The organism is Mucilaginibacter sp. JRF, from assembly GCF_015223065.1.
In the GTDB taxonomy this organism is placed as follows: domain Bacteria; phylum Bacteroidota; class Bacteroidia; order Sphingobacteriales; family Sphingobacteriaceae; genus Mucilaginibacter.
The window spans coordinates 523,894-542,552 of record NZ_JADFBY010000002.1; the positions used below are offsets into that span (position 1 = coordinate 523,894).

The 18,659-nt window shown below is 45.5% G+C and carries 15 protein-coding genes; 5 read left to right on the forward strand and 10 right to left on the reverse strand.

Annotation, left to right across the window (positions count from 1 at the left end):
• Window positions 1-35: 35 nt before the first annotated feature.
• The 3 genes from IM792_RS07765 to IM792_RS07775 all read right to left on the reverse strand — a co-directional run bounded on the left by IM792_RS07765 (window position 36) and on the right by IM792_RS07775 (window position 4,691).
• Window positions 36-3,038: a PAS domain S-box protein gene (locus tag IM792_RS07765; protein WP_194101255.1), complete on the reverse strand. Its 3,003-nt coding sequence runs from the start codon at window positions 3,036-3,038 to the stop codon at window positions 36-38.
• A gap of 143 nt (window positions 3,039-3,181) precedes the next feature.
• Entirely contained in the window at window positions 3,182-3,403 is a 222-nt protein-coding gene (locus IM792_RS07770) for a PspC family transcriptional regulator (protein WP_194101256.1), read from the reverse strand.
• Window position 3,404: 1 nt separating this feature from the next.
• Window positions 3,405-4,691 carry a DUF2851 family protein gene (locus tag IM792_RS07775; RefSeq protein ID WP_194101257.1) on the reverse strand — a complete coding sequence of 429 codons (1,287 nt, stop codon included), beginning with the start codon at window positions 4,689-4,691 and terminating at the stop codon, window positions 3,405-3,407.
• Window positions 4,692-4,875: 184 nt separating this feature from the next.
• Between IM792_RS07775 and IM792_RS07780 the strand changes: the two genes are divergently transcribed.
• Both IM792_RS07780 and IM792_RS07785 read left to right on the forward strand, forming a co-directional pair.
• Window positions 4,876-6,189: an MFS transporter gene (locus IM792_RS07780; protein WP_194101258.1), complete on the forward strand. Its 1,314-nt coding sequence runs from the start codon at window positions 4,876-4,878 to the stop codon at window positions 6,187-6,189.
• A 74-nt stretch (window positions 6,190-6,263) separates the two neighbouring features.
• Window positions 6,264-7,328 (forward strand): M20 family metallo-hydrolase, encoded by a 1,065-nt coding sequence (locus IM792_RS07785; protein WP_194101259.1) that lies wholly within the window; start codon window positions 6,264-6,266, stop codon window positions 7,326-7,328.
• 6 nt (window positions 7,329-7,334) lie between these two features.
• Here IM792_RS07785 and IM792_RS07790 read toward each other — a convergent pair whose 3' ends face one another.
• Window positions 7,335-7,691 carry an addiction module toxin RelE gene (locus IM792_RS07790; RefSeq protein WP_194101260.1) on the reverse strand — a complete coding sequence of 119 codons (357 nt, stop codon included), beginning with the start codon at window positions 7,689-7,691 and terminating at the stop codon, window positions 7,335-7,337.
• On the reverse strand, window positions 7,684-7,905 hold the full coding sequence (locus IM792_RS07795; RefSeq protein ID WP_194101261.1) for a hypothetical protein: 222 nt from the start codon (window positions 7,903-7,905) through the stop codon (window positions 7,684-7,686). The genes IM792_RS07790 and IM792_RS07795 overlap by 8 nt, the downstream gene beginning before the upstream one ends.
• 116 nt (window positions 7,906-8,021) lie before the next feature.
• On the opposite strand from IM792_RS07795, the gene IM792_RS07800 reads away from it, so the two are divergent.
• On the forward strand, window positions 8,022-8,600 hold the full coding sequence (locus tag IM792_RS07800) for a GNAT family protein (protein WP_194101262.1): 579 nt from the start codon (window positions 8,022-8,024) through the stop codon (window positions 8,598-8,600).
• Window positions 8,601-9,405: 805 nt separating this feature from the next.
• Here IM792_RS07800 and IM792_RS07805 read toward each other — a convergent pair.
• On the reverse strand, window positions 9,406-9,807 hold the full coding sequence (locus IM792_RS07805) for a hypothetical protein (protein WP_194101263.1): 402 nt from the start codon (window positions 9,805-9,807) through the stop codon (window positions 9,406-9,408).
• 102 nt (window positions 9,808-9,909) lie between these two features.
• Between IM792_RS07805 and IM792_RS07810 the strand changes: the two genes are divergently transcribed.
• On the forward strand, window positions 9,910-10,119 hold the full coding sequence (locus tag IM792_RS07810; protein WP_194101264.1) for a hypothetical protein: 210 nt from the start codon (window positions 9,910-9,912) through the stop codon (window positions 10,117-10,119).
• Window positions 10,120-10,197: 78 nt separating this feature from the next.
• Here IM792_RS07810 and IM792_RS07815 read toward each other — a convergent pair whose 3' ends face one another.
• Window positions 10,198-11,778 carry a M20/M25/M40 family metallo-hydrolase gene (locus tag IM792_RS07815; protein ID WP_194101265.1) on the reverse strand — a complete coding sequence of 527 codons (1,581 nt, stop codon included), beginning with the start codon at window positions 11,776-11,778 and terminating at the stop codon, window positions 10,198-10,200.
• A gap of 512 nt (window positions 11,779-12,290) precedes the next feature.
• Window positions 12,291-15,095, reverse strand: coding sequence for an ATP-binding protein (locus tag IM792_RS07820; protein WP_194101266.1), 2,805 nt, complete (start codon window positions 15,093-15,095; stop codon window positions 12,291-12,293).
• A gap of 167 nt (window positions 15,096-15,262) precedes the next feature.
• Here IM792_RS07820 and IM792_RS07825 point away from each other — a divergent pair, with 167 nt between their 5' ends.
• A complete protein-coding gene (locus IM792_RS07825; RefSeq protein WP_194101267.1) occupies window positions 15,263-16,066 on the forward strand; it encodes an SDR family oxidoreductase in 804 nt (267 codons plus the stop codon).
• A 63-nt stretch (window positions 16,067-16,129) separates the two neighbouring features.
• Here IM792_RS07825 and IM792_RS07830 read toward each other — a convergent pair whose 3' ends face one another.
• Window positions 16,130-16,531 carry a hypothetical protein gene (locus IM792_RS07830; RefSeq protein ID WP_194101268.1) on the reverse strand — a complete coding sequence of 134 codons (402 nt, stop codon included), beginning with the start codon at window positions 16,529-16,531 and terminating at the stop codon, window positions 16,130-16,132.
• A 175-nt stretch (window positions 16,532-16,706) separates the two neighbouring features.
• On the reverse strand, window positions 16,707-18,653 hold the full coding sequence (rpsA, locus tag IM792_RS07835) for a 30S ribosomal protein S1 (protein ID WP_194101269.1): 1,947 nt from the start codon (window positions 18,651-18,653) through the stop codon (window positions 16,707-16,709).
• Between the last annotated feature and the right edge of the window lie 6 nt (window positions 18,654-18,659).

Below are 18,659 nucleotides of genomic sequence, written 5' to 3' on the forward strand. Positions count from 1 at the left end.
ATAAAAGGTAAAAGTATCTGTATAAAAATATATTGTTAATCATTTTCGGGCGGCACGGGCAGGCTAAAGTGAAAGGTTGATCCTTTGCCTTCAACACTGTTTACCCACATTTTGCCGCCTTCGCGTTTTATTATTTCTGAGGAGATATATAAACCGAGCCCCAGCCCCGGAAAAGTGTGTTGCTTATTACCACTTACACGATAAAATTGCTCAAACACCTTGTTCTGTTTATCATTTGCAATACCGATACCAAAATCCTCAACGCTTACCGTTACGGTGTTGTTTTCGCGATGCGTGCGCACAATCACCTCACCCTCAGCAGGCGAATACTTGATGGCGTTGCTGATCAGGTTTACTATCACCTGGCTCAACCTATCACGATCTGAGTAGATATTTCCGGTGTGGGAAAAATTTTCCACAAGGGTATGCTTCATGGTGGTATGTTGCAAATCGTCCATCACCTCTTTAACCAGATCATCCAAACTAAACCACGTTTTGTTGAACTGCAACCTGCCCGAGTTTATCTTGGTAACATCAAGCAGATCGCCAATGAGGTTGGTGAGGCGGTTTATCTGGCTATCCATCCGGGTAACCATCGCGGCCTTGCTGTGCTCGCCCTCTTTAGTAAGCATGGCGCCAAGCACCTGGGCGTAGGCTTTTATACTGGTAACAGGCGTTTTTAATTCATGACTGGCGATGCCTAAAAAGTCGTCCTTTTGGCGTTGCAATTGTTTATGCTGATCAATATCGGTATTGGTGCCAAACCATTTAACCATATTGCCCTCGCTGTAAAAAGGCAATGCCCTTGATAGGTGCCATTTATAAACACCCTCAGCATTCCTGATCCTGAATTCTACCTGGAAAGGTTTGCCCGTATCTAATGATCGTTGCCAGGTATGGTTAATAACAGGCATATCATCAGGATGCACAAATTTTTGCAGGTTTGAACCCAGTATATCTTCGGCCTTTACACCGAAATAGTCAACCATGCCGTGGTTCACATAATCAACCTCACCGCTAAGATCGGTTGTCCATAGCTGTACGGGCATAAAATCGGTAACAAACGAAAACTGGTTCATTTGCTCGGTAAGCTCGCTGTTGGTTTGTTGCAGCTTTTGGTCTATCAGGGTTTTCTCGGTAATATCAGTACATGAACCTACAATACCCGCGAACGAGCCATCGGCATAATGTTGCGGGTTGCCCTTAGCTACGCACCAAATAACTGCTCCGTCCTTACGCTTTAACCTGAAGTTTGATACGTATGCAGATCGATTGCTCAGGCCTTCGGTAAAATCCTTAACGGCTTGTTCTCGGTCATCCTCATAAATAAAGTTTAACCAGCCGCCGGCTAAAGCTTCTTCGTAGCTTTGACCTGTCCAGTCGATCCAGGTTTGGTTAACATAGGTGGTATTGCCATCCTTATCGGTCATCCACAACACGGTGGGCGATGCTGATGTAATGTTGTACAGCAGGTGCTGACTTTCCAGCAAGGCCTGCTTGTCGGCAATTTCCTGCCTTAAGTCGCGCACTATACTGGCACGCCCGGCGGGCTGGCCGGTTATAGGGTCGTACACCAATATGGTTTTGCCCTCAACGGGTATAAGTTCGCCGGTTTTAAAATGCTTGTAAACCACCTTGCCGGTCCACATGCCGGTTTCGGCCATACTTTTACGGTAGCCGTCAATTATTTTTTCCATCTGGCCGGGTACTACATAGTCTGAGTTTTGCCTTTGTGCATCCTCAATACTATCAAGCCCTACCATATCACGCCCATAGGTGTTCACATAAGTAACAAAGCCATCCAGGTTTGATAGCGCTACAAAAACGCTGCTGTTATCTATCAGCGCCAATAACTTGTCCTTTTCGCTGTTAGCCATAATCTCGGGCCGCATATCACGACTTACGGCTGCCAAACCGCTGGGCTTACCGGTTATCGGGTCATCAATACGAAACGCGTTGATATGTACAGGCACAGGCTCGCCGGTTAGCTGATTGCGATGCCGCATTTTGCCTTTCCATTTGCCGGTTTTAAATAGGGCAGGCAAAGCCTCGCGTTGCAGGCGCTGCATATCATCGGGCATAAAAATTTCGGTACCTAATAAGCCCGCGGCGTCAGTTATGCCCAGTACATCCTGCCCTGTTTTGTTAATGTAGGTAAGCCTGTTATTTAAATCGGCAACGTAAATAATATTATCGCTGCCGGCAACTAATGCCGTTAACTCGCGCTGCTGTTGGGTGTCGGCCACCTCACGGGTAATATCCATGGCAGTACCAGCAAAACGGTAGGCAGTGCCCCCGGCATTAAAATAAGCCTTGCCCTTGCAGCGCAGCCAGCGCAAGCGCTTATCGGTAGCGCCAATGGTGCGGAACTCGCAAAAGTAATTTCCTTCGGCACCGGAGTTAATATCCAAGGCACGTTGTACCGCCTCGTTAACACGCCCGGCATCATCGGGGTGCATATTGTTGAGCACCTCGGCATAAGTGGTAACATCATCCTTCGGGAACCCATACAGCTCCTTGCAACGTTGATCCCAGGTGATGATGTTGTTAAGCGGATCAAGATCCCAGGTACCAAGCTCGCTGGCGTACAGGGCAAAGCGGGTGCTTTCTTCGCTCTCGTTCAGTTTTTTGCGGGTGCGTACAAGTTCAGATACATCGGTAGCGGTATTGAGTATGCCCCATACCTTGCCGGCAGCATCCTTTAAAGGCTTGTAAGTAAAGTTGTAGTAAAAGGTTTGTAAACGGCCATCAACTACCAGATCGACCCGATCCTCGGTAGCCTCGTAAGGCTCGCCGCCGGTAAAAACATCATTAAGTAAGCCATGAAAGGGTTGGCCTTCCAGCTCGGGCAGGGCCTGGTGCAGGGTTTGGCCAATAACATTACTGCCTTTGCCCCAAACCTTAAGCATGGCATCGTTAGCAAGCTGTATACGCATATCGCGGCCAACATACAACCCTACGGCCGTTGGCGACTCCTCAATGAGGGTGCGAAATATGGTATCATCAAAATTGGCCTCAGATGGGGTGTTGCCAGTCATTCGTCAGTTAAAGCTTGTAAATATATGCCATTCTGCATAAATTATTTAACTATATAAAATGAACAGAGAGAGAGATTTGTTTTACAAATTTGCAATTAACGGAAGCTTTAAAATTAACTTTTGGTTAATGTTGATTTGAATGATTACAAATCAGTAAGGCGGGTACGGGTACGCTTAACGTAGTTGCGGATATCAAGCACTATGCCTGCGAAGAAATAGAATATCAGCGGGAAACCTACCGCCAAAAACGACGAGTAGATAAAGAATAAACGGATTTTAGCGATAGATACATTGAAGCGGCTGCCGAGGTAGGTACATACCCCGAAAGAGTAACGCTCAAAAAAGGTGATTATCCTCTGTAACATATCAGCTTAGCTTTAGTATCTTATTACCAACGGTGCAATCAAGGCATTTCTTATGGTCGCAGTAATTATTTTTTAGTTCGAGCAATGCCTGGCTTTCAAACGCTGTTTTTATTTTCAATCCTAAATTAACAAAATCCGCGGTAATATTGTTCTTTTCGGCAGGTAAACTTTCTAACAACTTTAGCGCACGGTTTATATGGTACTGCTGCCTGTGCTGCTTGCCATAGGTAAATAAAAACAGCGCTACCGTATTAAGCAACAGCACATCGGCCGAGGCTTTGCCCAGGTTTTTGGGCGATGGCTTGCTTTCGGCATCAAAGCGGTAATGGTTTTCCCAGTAAGGGTTGATGCTGATGCTATCAAACAAACTCCGCAGAATATCCACCTCACGTATCTCCAGTATTTTACTTAGCAGATGGTTTGATTGTACAATTAACCCGGCAAATTGCGCCAGCCTGATGGTAGGAAAGTTTTGCGGCCGCATACGCATAAACTTCCATAGGTGGTTATCAATAGGCTTAAGGCCGTGCTTGTGTTTAAGGTATTGATACTCGGTTTTTAATTTCCGCGGATAATCATCAGCCATATCGCCATCCAAAAAACCGGCCTGCCCAAATATGAGCGCCTCAATTTGCAGCGGATTGTTTTTGTGCTTGGCGAGTGTAATTTGCGGTAGCGAACGTGCCAACAACTCAAACGGCAAGGCATTGGTTTTAAAGCCGAAGTTGGCCGCTAAAAACTGGTAAAAAGTTTCTTCCCAATCGCCACGGTTGGTGGCAAGGGCGGTCAATACCGCTTCCGACCGTTTTTCGAGCCTCTCGATCAAAATGCGCGATAGCCAGGTACTCATGGACAGGCTGTCGACCCCGGCCATATTAGCCTCGCAGGGGATAAATTGCCGCTCGCCAAAAAGGAGTTTATGGTAGCGGTTATACAATTCGGGCGCTATGCGGTTATGCAGTTCGAGTGTGGGTATACGCCTGCCGTTGGGTAGGGTAACCGGCGCGTCATCGCGGTAAACTACATGCAGTATCACACTATCATAAGCCTTATCGGTATTGTGACCGTGGCGCTGCCAGTCGGCCGAGGATATGTGCAGCTCTACATTACCTGCCCAGGTAGTTTCGCCAATGCGCAGGCGGGCGTTCTGAAAATCGGGCCCGGCATGTTTGTTATGCAGCCCGGCGGAGAATACCTCTATCTCATCACCCTCAACCGTTTTAAGTTCGGCGCGGTCAAAAAGCCTGAACTTCCATACATAGTGCAAAAAATCCTCTGTGATAAGCATGCCGCAAAATAATGGTTTTGCATGAATTGAACAATTAAGCCATCATTAACTAAACCCACTCGCTCCAAACCCTTATCCTTTAACCTTTCAGCTCAAAACTCATCACTCACTCCAAAACCTTTCTCCTTTTACCTTTCAGCTTTAACCTTTCAGCTTTCACCATAAAAAAAGCTACTTTTAAACCATGAGCCAAACATCTGCACCGCACACCACTGCCGAACGCCTCCGCTCCATTATTGGCGGCTCCATGGGTAATTTGGTAGAGTGGTACGATTGGTATGCCTACTCGTCGTTCTCGCTATATTTTTCGGATGCCTTTTTTAAGGACAGCAACCCCACCGTACGCTTGCTGAATACGGCAGGCATATTCGCCATAGGTTTTTTAATGCGACCAATAGGCGGCTGGCTGATGGGCATGTTCGCCGATAAAAAAGGACGGAAAACGGCGCTCACCTTCTCGGTATTGCTGATGAGCCTGGGTTCGCTCATCATCGCCATAATACCATCGTATGATAGGATAGGCATTTTCGCGCCGCTATTGTTACTGCTGGCCCGCATGCTGCAAGGCCTCAGTGTAGGTGGTGAGTACGGCACCAGCGCCACCTACCTCAGCGAGATGGCCGATAAAAAACACCGTGGTTTTTATTCGAGCTTTCAATATGTAACACTCATTATGGGCCAACTGCTGGCCATGGGCGTACTGGTATTGCTGCAAAGGGTTTTCCTGAGCGAAGATCAGTTGCATGATTGGGGCTGGCGCATTCCGTTCGTGGTAGGGGCTATGCTGGCAATCATCACCATGTACCTGCGCCGCAGCTTAAAGGAATCATCATCATACCAAAACCAAAAGGATAGTGCCAACCCATTAAAAGGTACACTTAGTGCTTTAGCGCAGCAGCCCCGGGCGGTATTTACCGTAGTGGGCTTAACTTTAGGCGGTACCGTTGCCTTTTATACATTTACCACCTACATGCAAAAGTTTTTGGTTGATACCAGTAAATTCAGCAAGCCGGAGGCATCCCTTATATCAACCCTCTCACTGGTGTTTTTTATGTTGCTGCAACCCCTGTTTGGTTTGCTGAGCGATAGGATAGGGCGCAAGCCACTATTGGTCGCTTTTGGTATTTTAGGCACGCTGGTAACGGTGCCCATACTAAACAGGTTGAGTAACACGCATGAGGCTGTGCCCGCGTTCATGCTCATTATGCTGGCGCTGGTAGTGGTAAGCTGCTATACCTCCATCAACGCGGTGGTAAAGGCCGAGCTTTTTCCGGCTAATGTGCGGGCTTTGGGGGTAGGCTTTCCGTATGCTATCGCAGTATCGCTTTTTGGGGGCACGGCTGAATATATCGCCCTGTATCTAAAAAGCCAGGGCCATCCCGAATGGTTCTTTTACTACGTTACGGTATGCATATTTATATCGTTGCTGATATATGGTACCATGAGCGATACCCGCAAGTCGTCAAAAATTGAGGATGAATACATCAACGAGGTATAGCTTTTCTAAAAATTAATAATCAGCAAAAAAGCTTATTTTTGCGCCTTACCAAACGGGATCGTTCCGTGATTTATATGACCGATAAACAGCATCTTTTTCAGCAGGCGGTACAGTTGCTTCAGCAACTGATCGCTACACCTTCATTCAGTAAAGAGGAAGACCGCACTGCCGACCTTATAGAACAATTCCTGAAACAGCACGGCATCGAAGTGCACCGCAAGCTCAATAACCTTTGGGCATGGAATAAACATTTCGACCCGGCTAAGCCTACCATATTGCTTAACTCGCACCACGATACCGTAAAACCCAACTCAGGCTATACCCGCGATCCATTTGATGCTAAAATTGAAGATGGTAAACTTTACGGCCTGGGCAGTAATGATGCCGGTGGATGTTTGGTATCGTTGATCGCTGTGTTCCTGTACTTTTATGAGCAGGAGGGTTTGAAATATAACTTTTGTTTGGCTACCACTGCTGAGGAAGAAATATCAGGCGTTAACGGCCTGGAGCTGATCATCCCTGATTTGGGTAAGCTTGATTTTGGTATTGTAGGCGAGCCTACCCTGATGCACTTGGCCATTGCCGAAAAAGGATTGATGGTACTGGATTGCACCAGCCACGGCAAGGCCGGCCACGCCGCCCGCGAGGAAGGCGACAACGCCATTTACAAAGCGCTTACGGATATTGAGTGGTTCCGCAACTTCAGGTTTCCGAAGGAGTCGGAAGTGTTTGGGCCGGTGAAAATGTCGGTTACCATTATCAATGCCGGTTCGCAGCATAACGTGGTGCCCGCCAGCTGTACCTTTACGGTTGATGTGCGCGTTACCGATGCTTACCGTAATGAGGAAGTGCTGGATATTATCCGTGAGCATGTAAGTTGCGAGGTTAAGCCGCGATCTATCCGCCTTAAACCATCATCAATAGATAAAAGCCACCCGATCGTTCAGGCCGGTATTGCCCTTGGCAGAGATACCTACGGCTCGCCAACCACGTCTGACCAATCATTGCTCGATATACCATCACTCAAAATTGGTCCCGGCGATTCGGCGCGATCACACACTGCCGATGAATTTATTTATGTGAATGAGATAGAGCAGGGGATAGGGATATATATAGATATGCTGGAGCAAATTTGCTGATGTTAATTATTCACCCGCATTGTGCTCTTTCAAAATATCATCTAAAATTTTAATGGCGTCGGCCTTTTTTATGGTTGATCGTTCTGATTTGTCGTAGATCGACATCATTAATATTTGAATACCATCTTCAGTTTTCTGGAGATGGTAATACATAACCCTAAAGCCGCCTCTTTTACCAACTCCTTTGCTCGGATCTGCCAGTCTTACTTTAAAAATATCATGACCATAGGCATCCCCTAAGTAAGGATTGTCCGTTAGGTTTTTAACAAGCTTGTCTAAGGATTCTTTTAACGATTTGTATTTCTTTGCTAAAGGCTTAACCTCCCTTTTAAAGGCGGCAGAAACGAAAACGGAATTATTCATCCCACAGATCAGTATATGGGGTTGCTGTGGTTTTGCCTGTTTTTATTTGCAGGGCTTCTTTGTATGATTCCTTTAAGAGCTCAAATTCTTTCTCAGAAAGATCGTGCTCATTTTCTAAATGGATCGAGGCACCGGCCTTTTTTGCCTCCTTGATAATGCCGGATATCGCAGCAGCGGTTGCGTTATCAGGAAATTCCATTATTAAAGTTGTCATTTCTATGCGATTAAGTACACTATATCAAATGTACAAAATATTCTTTTTAAAGTTCACCTTACACTCATGCGTTCAAGCTACATTGTTTAGATTTATCGTGCATAAAATATTAAGCTATGAAGTTTAACCTGTCGCCCACGCTGCAAAATGCCAAAGTAATATTACGCCCCCTGCAACCGAGCGATGAGGCCGAACTGCAACCCATAGCCAATGATAAGGCATGTTGGATGTATAGCCCCACAGATCTTTCACAGCCCGGCGAACTACGTAAATACATAACCGAAGCCATTGCCGAACGCGAAGCGGGAACCTGTATGGTTTTCACCATTATTGATGTCGCCACCAACTGCATAGCAGGCACAACCCGCCTCGCCGAAATATCATGGCAGCACGAGCATGCCCACCTGGGCTGGACGTGGATAGCCCCCGAGTTTCGCGGCACCGGCCTCAACAAAGCCATGAAGTTTGAGATATTGCGCTACGGCTTTGAAGTGCTCGGCCTCAACCGCATCCAACTCCGTGCCGATGAACGTAACATCCGCTCGTGCAAAGCCATAGCTGGTTTAGGTGCCAAGTATGAAGGCACCGTGAGGCAGCACTTAAAATTATACGATGGCTTTCTGCGGAGCTCTGCTTACTATAGTATTTTAAAGAGTGAGTGGGCTGATAGTCCGTTGTGGATGACTTCTATATAATCTCGTTATTGCAATGACGCGTTTTTTATATTTACTCACCCTGTCATTTCGACGGAGGAGAAATCTGTACATGTTCATTAGTAAAGCGGGAGATTTCTCCTCGTACACCCCCTCCTAAATCCTCCCCGAGGGGGAAGACTTTTATAAAAACTTCAAATAAAAAGCGCGTCGGCCTGGCAGAAAACCGGGCCAGGGAGTATGGCCTTGTGGGCGGAAGGTTTTTTCTGCCTTGACTTTTGGTTACTTTGTGTCTAAGACAAAGTAACTGGGCCCTGCGCCCAAGAGCAGACTGACGATAATTGTAAGCACAACCTACTGAATAAAGCACAAACTCTTAATAAAGCATCGCCGGCTGCGCCCTGCCCGGTGAAAGGGTGTGCTTAGGCAGGTATTGTGCAGCTCCGGGCATTTCTGATGCCGGTAGGAGAGGTTATTTAAGGGCTGTGCTTTTTTATTTTAATCTTGTCATTCCGAACGAGGTACGAGGAGGAATCTGTATACGTTCTATAACAAAGCGACAGATTTCTCCTTCGTCGAAATGACAAAAATAATAGGAGAAAAGTTAGCCCAGACCATGTCACCCAGAGCCTGTCGAAGGGCGATCGAGAGCCTTACCAAGAGGCGAGTGCTTCGACAAGCTCAGCATGACAAAGCGGTAAGTCATAAAATCCGATACGTTTCTTAGTCTTTAATTCCCTCCCCACGGGAGGGCCAGGGAGGGGTTAACCATGCGATATGTTTTCATCACTCCACTTCCACAACAGCTCTATTTTTCAATATCAGCACTATTATTAAACCCCTGTTTCTACCATGTACCGTCGGGAGAAAACAAAAAATCAATAGGTGTATCTATTTCATAAAGCCATTGATGACCTGCTTCAGCTTCTACACAAAATGGTTCTAAAAGGTTGACCATGTTTTCATATCCACCTTTAGTTAAATCACAAATAAAATCAGCTTCATCAACCGCTATTATGCCTGTATCAGTATCAGACAAATGCAGGGTTAGATCACAATTAAAGTGTTCAATGAATTTAAGCTGTGATAACTTAAGGTCTTCGCCACGTTGAATGATCACACTTGTTATTTCTTGTCTTAAAGCATCTGCTTGTAAGCTATCAAAATCATATAATCTTATCAGTTGATCGGTTACAACTTGCGGGAATTTTCCACCGTCGCTTACATCATTTAAGAATTCAAGTTTCATGATTGTATTTTTATATTTAAATCTGACCAAACCCGACACCTTATCACCAAAATAAAAACATTTTCCCGCCCGTGCTGCTTATCATTTACATAAACCAACGTTATGAACAGAGTTACCGGAATTATATTGATAGTTATAGGCGCAGCCATGCTGATATGGACAGGATTTACCTATACTAAGAAAGAGAAACTGATTGATGCGGGGCCGATTCAGGTATCGGCAGATAAAGAGAAAACCGTAAGCTGGCCGCCGTATCTTGGTGGGGTGTTGCTGGTGGGCGGCATTGTTATTGTAGCTACTTCTAAAAAGTAATATGCTATCTTTTTTTAACCAGCAAAGGCACCTCGTAATTGGGTGCCTTTGCTGGTTGGTATAAAAAGTAAAATAATGTTAATCTAAACCACCACGACGCGTTGGCGAGGTTTGCTCAGGCCACTTAGCCTGTTCGCCGGTGCGTGGGTTAATTGGCATAACACTTTTTTCGTTAGATGTTTTAGCCGGATCTTCGCTGGCCAGGTAGGCCAATATGGCGGCCAGCATGGCGTTGTTGCGCAAATCGTCGAACACTATCTTATCATACGTATCGCGGTTGGTGTGCCAGGTATAGTTACCGTACGACCAGCTGTTCGAGCTCAGCGAAAATGCCGGAGCACCTGCCGCTACGAAAGAGGCAAAATCAGACCCACCACGGCCAGGCGCACCCGGGAACGAGGTTTCAATTTGGGTACGGATGCTATCAGGCACCTTGCTCAGCCAGCGGCCCAGGTAATCATAAGCATTCAGGAAACCCTGACCGCTTAGGTTAACCACACGGCCGGTACCGTTATCCTGGTTAAATACGGCTTGTATGTTCTTTACAATCTCCGGGTGATCCTCAACAAAAGCTTTTGAACCGTTCAAACCCTGCTCCTCGCTGCCCCAGTGCCCTACCAAAATGGTACGCTTAGGGTTTGGATATATCTTTTTCAGAATGCGCATGGCCTCCATCATGGTCAGTGTGCCGGTACCGTTATCGGTAGCGCCGGTGCCGCCATCCCACGAGTCGAAGTGGGCCGACAGGATCACGTATTCGTTAGGTTTCTCGCTACCTTTAATTTCGGCAATGGTGTTAAAGGTTGGCACTACGCCATTTTCTTTTGATTCGGTTTGTACGCGGATCTTCGGTTTATGGCCCGATTCTATCAAACGGTACAGCAAACCATAATCCTCAAGCGCTACATCAATAGTAGGCACTTTTTTGGTGTAGGCGCCAAATATTTTATCAACCCCAAAACCTGCCGACCAGTTGTTGATCACCACACCGGCGGCACCTGCTTTTTCTAAAGCCAATGGCAGGGTACGGCCATTGTAGCCGGTTTTGCGTATGCGGGCTGCCCATGCCTCGGTTTGGGCGGTACGCTCTTTCTTCATTTTCTCGAATGATTCGGGCGTGGCAAATTCCTTCCAGTTATAATCGGGGCGGCCGGTTGGCTGTACCATTGATATTAAAACAAATTTGCCCTTAACGGCAGGTAACCACTTTTTAAACTCAACGGAGTCGGCCACATCAGGTATGATCACCAGTTCGGCAGTAACGCTCTTTTTCATGCCGGGGCTCCAGGCTAACTGGGTAGCCTCAAGGGTATGCACTCGTGGCGATATCATATCAATGTGCGATATGCCGCGCTCCCAGCCGCGCCACTCGCCCCACTTTTCGTTACGGGCGGCAACGCCCCAGCTTTTGTACTTTTCAACCGCCCAGTTGTTCGCTTGCTGCATTTGCGACGTGCCTACCAGGCGCGGGCCTACAACATCAAGCAATTCGTGGGCAAGATTTTTAAGCTGTGAGTTTTCGTTAGCTTCTTTTACAATGTTATCTACTACGGCATCCTTGGTTTGCGCGTAGGCACCATAATTACTTAAGGCACCCGAGATTAACAATGCGGCCGCGAGGGTTTGGGCCGGTTTTAAATAAAGGTCAGTCAGTTTCATGCCGTTAATTTATGAAAGATTAAAAACACCCCGAACATGCAACAGGTATTTTACCAAAAAAAATGCCCTCCGTTTCCGGAGGGCTCCCACATTAAAACCGTATAAAGAACGGGTACCTAAGTTTATAAAGATGGTTTTAATAACATTATACTATGTTGTCTTGTAGAATTTCTTGAAACATTTTGTACACATATAGTGCTTCTTATTTTCTGAAAAAAGCATTTTTACTATTGTACCACGCGGTATACGTTCACACTGTTCATTACTGCAACGCGGGCATTTAACAATAGCTTTTGGTTTAGGGGCAGTAACCATACTCGTTAAATTTTGCTCGTTAATTAAAATATTCATGATGGGGGGTCAATAGTTTCGTTGTTCCAAAAGTGTGCAATTACACAGTAACAAAACGGACATTTAGCTTGACAAAGCTGCCAATTGAGCAAATAACAAAACGGACAAGAAAAATTTAACTACCAATAAATCAACTAAAAAGAAAACAGACAGGTTGTAAACTACAGCAGTTCGTTAACATCCCGGCCATAGTGGGCCTTAAAAAGTTTGGAGAAATAGGCAGGAGTATCAAAACCGGCCACGTACGAAATTTCGGCAACAGTGCGATATTTCCCACTCTCAATAGCCTCGCGGGCTATTTGTAAACGTATGGCACGTATGTATTTGTTAGGTGTAAGGCCCGTAATAGCCTTAATACGCCGGTTCAACTGCCGCTCGCTGATGGATAACTCGTAGCTCAGCATAGCAATATTCAGATCGGTTTTACCCACATGCCTTCGTATAAGCGCTTCCAGTTCGGCAAGCCAGGCCAGGTCAGCAGGTGATGATGTTACTTCATCGGCTTCGTCCTCATCCTCATCCGGCTCATCCCCGCTTACAACAGCTACGGCTATCTCACGGCTCAGCACGTTGCTCAGCAAGTTAGCTACCCGCGCAAGCAATTCAGGACTCAAGAATGGTTTGGTGATATAATCGTCAACCCCAATATTTAAAGCCTTCAGTTTGTTTGAGGCATCGGCAAGGGCGGTTAACATTACCACCGGTATGCGATAATAGGTGCTATGTTTTTTAAGCCGTTCGAGCAATTCAAAACCATCCATCACGGGCATCATCACGTCCGACACGATCAGGTCCGGCGGTTGCGGCATTGCTTCCAGTTTCTCTAATGCCTCGGCGCCATTGTTAACCGTAACCACATGGTATATGGGTTTTAATATGGAGGTAATATAGTACGCCATCTCGGCATGATCCTCAACCACCATAACCGTGTAAATGGCATTCAGCGTAGCCAGTACGTCCTGCTGGGTGGTATTGGCTTCTTCTTCGGGCAACAAAGGCGTTTCATCCAGTATGGTCAGCGGTAAATTTATCCGGAACACCACGCCACGCCCCCAGTCATTCTCTATCTCGATGGAGCCGCCAAGCAACTCGGTAAACTCGCGCGATATGGCCAAGCCTATGCCTGTACCACCCTCGGCAGTACCTTTGCCGCCTTGATAGTAGCGGTCAAAAATATGCCCCAGATCATCAGGGTGTATACCTGTACCCGTGTTGGCTACGGTAAACTCAAAATTACCGGCCTTTTCTTTGGCGTTTATGTAGATAGCACCCTGAGCAGGGGTGAACTTAACCGCGTTTGATATCAGGTTGTTGATCACCTTTTCCAGTTTTTCGCGGTCAACCTCAACAATCAGCTTATCATCAATATTGCAAATTATAGAATAACGTATCTGCCGGTGCTCGGCCGCGGCCGAAAAGCCCTGGTACAGCATACGCACAAAAGGCAACAGCTGTATCTTTTGCAATCGTACCGGCAGGTTTCCGGCCTCTATCTTACCCAGATCGAGCAACTCATTTACCATGCCCAGCAGTTTTTTGCTGTTACGCCAAACGGTATCCAGGTGTACCTTGCGCTTTTCCTCACTCAATATTTCCTGGCTAACCAGTACATCAAGCGGCCCCATAATAAGGGTAAGCGGCGTTCGGAGTTCATGGCTTATATTGGCAAAAAAGCTGGTTTTCATGGCATCGAGCCGGGCAAGCTGCTGGTGTTCCTTGCCCAGCATCATGGTTTCGCGCTGCCGCTTGTAGTAGTACCAGCGGTAAGCTATTATCAAACCAATTACAATAATTACCGCTATAATAATGCTGAAGTTACGCTGCTGGGTAGCCATTTTTGATTTAGCTTCCTCAACCAGTAAACGCTTATCCAGCTTATATTTCTCATTAAGTTCGGCCGAGGCATTGGTGAGGCCGAGGTTGGTGATGGTATCGCTCAGGTTACGATATAGCTTATAGTATTTAAATGCCTGCTTGTAATCCTTCAACCCTTCGTAAGCATCACTTAAACGGTTGTAGATGTTGCGCTGCATCATGCGGCTGGTTTGCGCGTCAGATTGTATGGCCAGCGCCCGGTTTGACAGATCGATACTTTCACGGTACCTGCCCTGGTCGTTCCGTAGGGTGGCCAGTTCGTTAAGCGCGTGCTTTTCAATCGTCGGGAAGTTTTCTCGGTGCGATAGATCGATAGCTTGTAATAGTACCTTGCTTGCCCTGTCATACCGTTTCTGCATCTCGTAAAGGCGACCGAGGTTACTGAGGTAGCGCGCTTTTTCAAACACGCTAAGTTTACTCACGTAAGGCTCATTCAATATCACCTCCATATTTTCAACCGCCTTGGCAATGTTGTAGGTTGACTGAAAATTGCTTTGCGAATATATGTTTGACAGGGTACTAAGCGTGGTAATGTACATGGCCGTATCCTTCGAGGCCTTCATATCGGCAGCGGCTGTTTGCGCATGATTGAGCGCCTGCGACGGCCGATCCATCGAACGATAAATATCGGCAATACAAATATGGCACTCGGCGCTCAGGCGTTTCCATCCGTGCAGTTCGGCTTGTTTTAAGGCTTTAAAGGCTATCTTCAGCGCGTCAAACTCCTTATTGTGCCTGCTTTGCATGTAGGCTATCATAGTAGCCGATTTAATATAGATAACCGAATCGGTAGATTTGACAAGAACATGGGCCTTGCGTGCCAGATCAAGCGCCTTAAGTTCGTCGCCATTCATATACACCCTGAACGATTTGCCATAAAGCGCCCTCGCCTGATATACATTATCCTTTCGCAGTTTGCCAACCTCTATCTGCTCATCGGCATATAGCATGGCCGAATCATTATCCTTAATGGTTTTGATTTTTTTAACGAGGCTGTCAACAGGTAGCTGCGCAATAGCGCCCCCATGTACAAAGATCAGCAGGATGATTGTAACAGTTAAATAAATTAGGGAAGTAAAGCGATTATTCACAGCTATTTGCTACTAAAATACAAATAAAAGGAGTAAAACGTTATGAATTTTGTGTTAAAAATAAACTTTCATTTAAATGTTCATAATTTAACGTGCGGTTAAATTAATTCCCAATAATTGATGGTCATTACCAGTGTGTTATAGAATGTTTAGTAGTTTTGGCAACAATGAGCAATAATTACAGCATAAGTATTTTGGGCTGCGGCTGGTACGGGCTTGCATTGGGGCGGTTATTAGCAAGCAAGGGCTTTGAGGTTAAGGGATCAACTACCTCGGCAAATAAAATGACCACGATAGAGGCTAACGGCATCAAACCATATTTAATAAACTTTGATACCGAAGGCACCGAATCCGATGCTGATTTTTTTAACACCGATGTGCTTTTCATCTCCATACCACCAAAGGTAAAAAGCGGCGGCGCGCACGAGTATCCCGCACGGATACAGCAAATTGTGAATACTGTTAATGCAAGCCCTGTAAAACATGTAATCTACATCAGTTCAACCGGGGTTTATGGCGATAACAATAAGGTAGTTACCGAACTTGATTTCCCCGGCCCGACAACAGAATCGGGAAAGGTGTTGTTAGCAGTAGAGGAATTATTGAAAGCGCAAACCCAGTTTGATACCACCATCATTCGTTTTGGCGGCCTATTTGGACCGGAACGTAACGCGGGTAGATTTTTTGCCGGTAAAAAGGATATACCTAACGGACAAGCGCCGGTGAACATGATCCACCTGGATGATTGCATTGGTTTGAGCCAGGTGATATTAGATAAAAAAGCTTTCGGGCATACATTCAATGCCTGCTCGCCGCAGCATCCGCAAAAGGCAAATTTTTACACTAAAGCAGCCGAAACATCGGGATTGCCCAAACCTGAATTTTTAGATGAGCTGAATGAATGGAAACAGGTGGATAGCGTAAATGTACCCCAACTGTTAAACTATACTTTTGTACACAACCTGATATAAAACAGAAAGCGGGCTTTCGCCCGCTCTCTTTCTCACTAAACATAATCAATCTACCACATCAAATCAACCTTGCACTTTACCAGCTTTATCGGCTTTTCTCGCTTTCATCTTTTCAATCTTCTCGGCCTTAAGCTGGTTATATTTTTTAGCCTGATCGGCATTCAGCACTGCTGATATTTGCTGATCAGTTGTTTGCATTATAGCTTTCATAGCTTTGCGGTTACCATGTTTTTTACCTGTATCGGTATTGGCAGCCTTTAAACTATCAACACGGGTGGCCTGCTTTAACAATATGGCATGTACCTTGGTTGATTGCTCCTGGTTCAAGGCCAGCTGATCCTGCATTTTTTTACTTAACAGCTCCGCTTTTTGCTGCGCTGTTTTATGAGGTTTTACCTGTGTTTGCGCGTTTGCCACCATGCCTATCCCGGCCACAAATGCTATCATTATCATCAATCTTTTCATATCAAGTATTCTATCGTTGTTTGTATAAGTATGACGATGCCTGTAGGCGATAGTTTAATCCCGCTCAGCTATTACCCCTGTAATGACACGCGGCAGACAATACCACACAGGCAACAAAAAAGCCGCTGTACCTTGGTACAGCGGCTTTGCTATGAAGAATTAATTTACTTAATGCTTATTTTGATTCTTCTTGAGATTTGCGTGCTTCGCTTTCAGCACCTTCCATCTGTTGTTTCAATTGTGCAAGTACGCTAAGATCACCTAAAGTAGATTTCTCAACTGAATCTTTCACTTTTTTCACAGCATTGCTGGCAGCTTTAGCTTCTTTTTTGCGGTTCTCAAAGTCTTGAACGCGTGCTTCGGCGCGTGCTTCTTCCCAGATACGTGAGTGAGAGATAACGATGCGTTTGTTCTCTTTGTTAAACTCAATGATCTTGAATTCAGCAGTTTCGTCAGCCTTAACGCTTGTACCGTCCTCTTTAACCAGGTGTTTGGTTGGCGCAAAGCCTTCAACACCGTAAGGTAAAGCTACGATAGCACCTTTGTCAGTTACTTTCAATACTGTACCTTCATGTATCGAGTCGATAGTGAATACGGTTTCGAAAGTATCCCAAGGGTTTTCTTCAAGTTGTTTGTGGCCTAAGCTCAGTTTACGGTTGTCGGTATCAAGCTCCAGAACTACAACGTTCAGTTTCTCGCCAACTTTAGTAAACTCGTTAGGGTGATTTACTTTCTTAGACCAAGAAAGGTCAGAGATGTGAATCAAACCGTCGATGCCGTCTTCCAGTTCAACAAACACACCAAAGTTGGTCATGTTTTTAACTGTAGCTACGTGTTGAGTACCAACAGCGTATTTCTCGGCAGCTTGTTGCCATGGATCAGGCGTTAGTTGCTTAATACCTAATGACATTTTGCGCTCCTCGCGGTCTAAAGTAAGAACCTGAGCTTCAACCTCGTCGCTTACTTTAAGGAATTCTTGTGGGTTACGCAGGTTTTGTGACCATGACATTTCTGATACGTGGATCAAACCTTCAACACCAGGGGTGATTTCAAGGAATGCGCCGTAATCAGCAACGGTAACAATTTTACCTTTAACTTTTGAACCAACCTGGATGGTTTCATCAAGGTTTTGCCAAGGGTGTGGGGTAAGTTGTTTTAAGCCAAGGGCGATACGTTTTTTCTCGTCATCAAAGTCAAGTACAACAACGTTGATCTTTTGATCAAGCGCAAGTACTTCACGCGGATGCTCGATACGGCCCCATGATATATCGGTAATGTGCAGTAAGCCGTCAACGCCACCAAGGTCGATGAATACACCGAAGTCAGTAATGTTTTTAACGGTACCTTCCAATACCTGGCCTTTTTCAAGGCGTGCAACAATCTCAGTTTTTTGGTTCTCCAGATCGTCCTCGATAAGAACTTTGTGAGATACCACAACGTTTTTGAATTCGTGGTTGATTTTAACAACTTTGAATTCCATAGTTTTACCAACGTACACATCGTAATCACGGATTGGTTTGATATCGATTTGTGAACCTGGTAAGAAGGCTTCAACGCCCATTATATCAACAATTAAACCACCTTTGGTACGGCTCTTAACAAAACCGGTGATGATTTCATCGTTATCTAAAGCAGCATTAATGCGCTCCCATGATTGTTGTGTTTTTGCACGTTTGCGTGAAAGTACTAACTGACCGTTAGCATCTTCCTGCGATTCAACAAAAACTTCAACTTTATCGCCTACTTTAAGGTCAGGCATATCACGGAATTCAGAAGCCGACACTAAACCGTCAGACTTGAACCCTACGTTTAACACAACATCTTTGCTGTTAATGTTAACTACAGTACCTGTAATGATTTCGCCTTTGGTGATTGAGCTGAATGTACCATCGTACAATTGCTCAAGCTTTTGGCGCTCTTCGTCATTGTAGTTACCGAATTTTTTGTCATCAGCATCCCAGTCAAAATCTGCCGATGGGGTTGCCAGTTGAAGTTTGATGTCGTCAATAGAAAATGAATCAGCTTCTGATTCAATTGTTTCTTTTTGCGCAGAGGCATTTACTGAATCAAGTTCAGCTTGCTTCGCTTTTAATTCTTTTTCTGCTTCTTGTTTTTTTGCCATTAAATA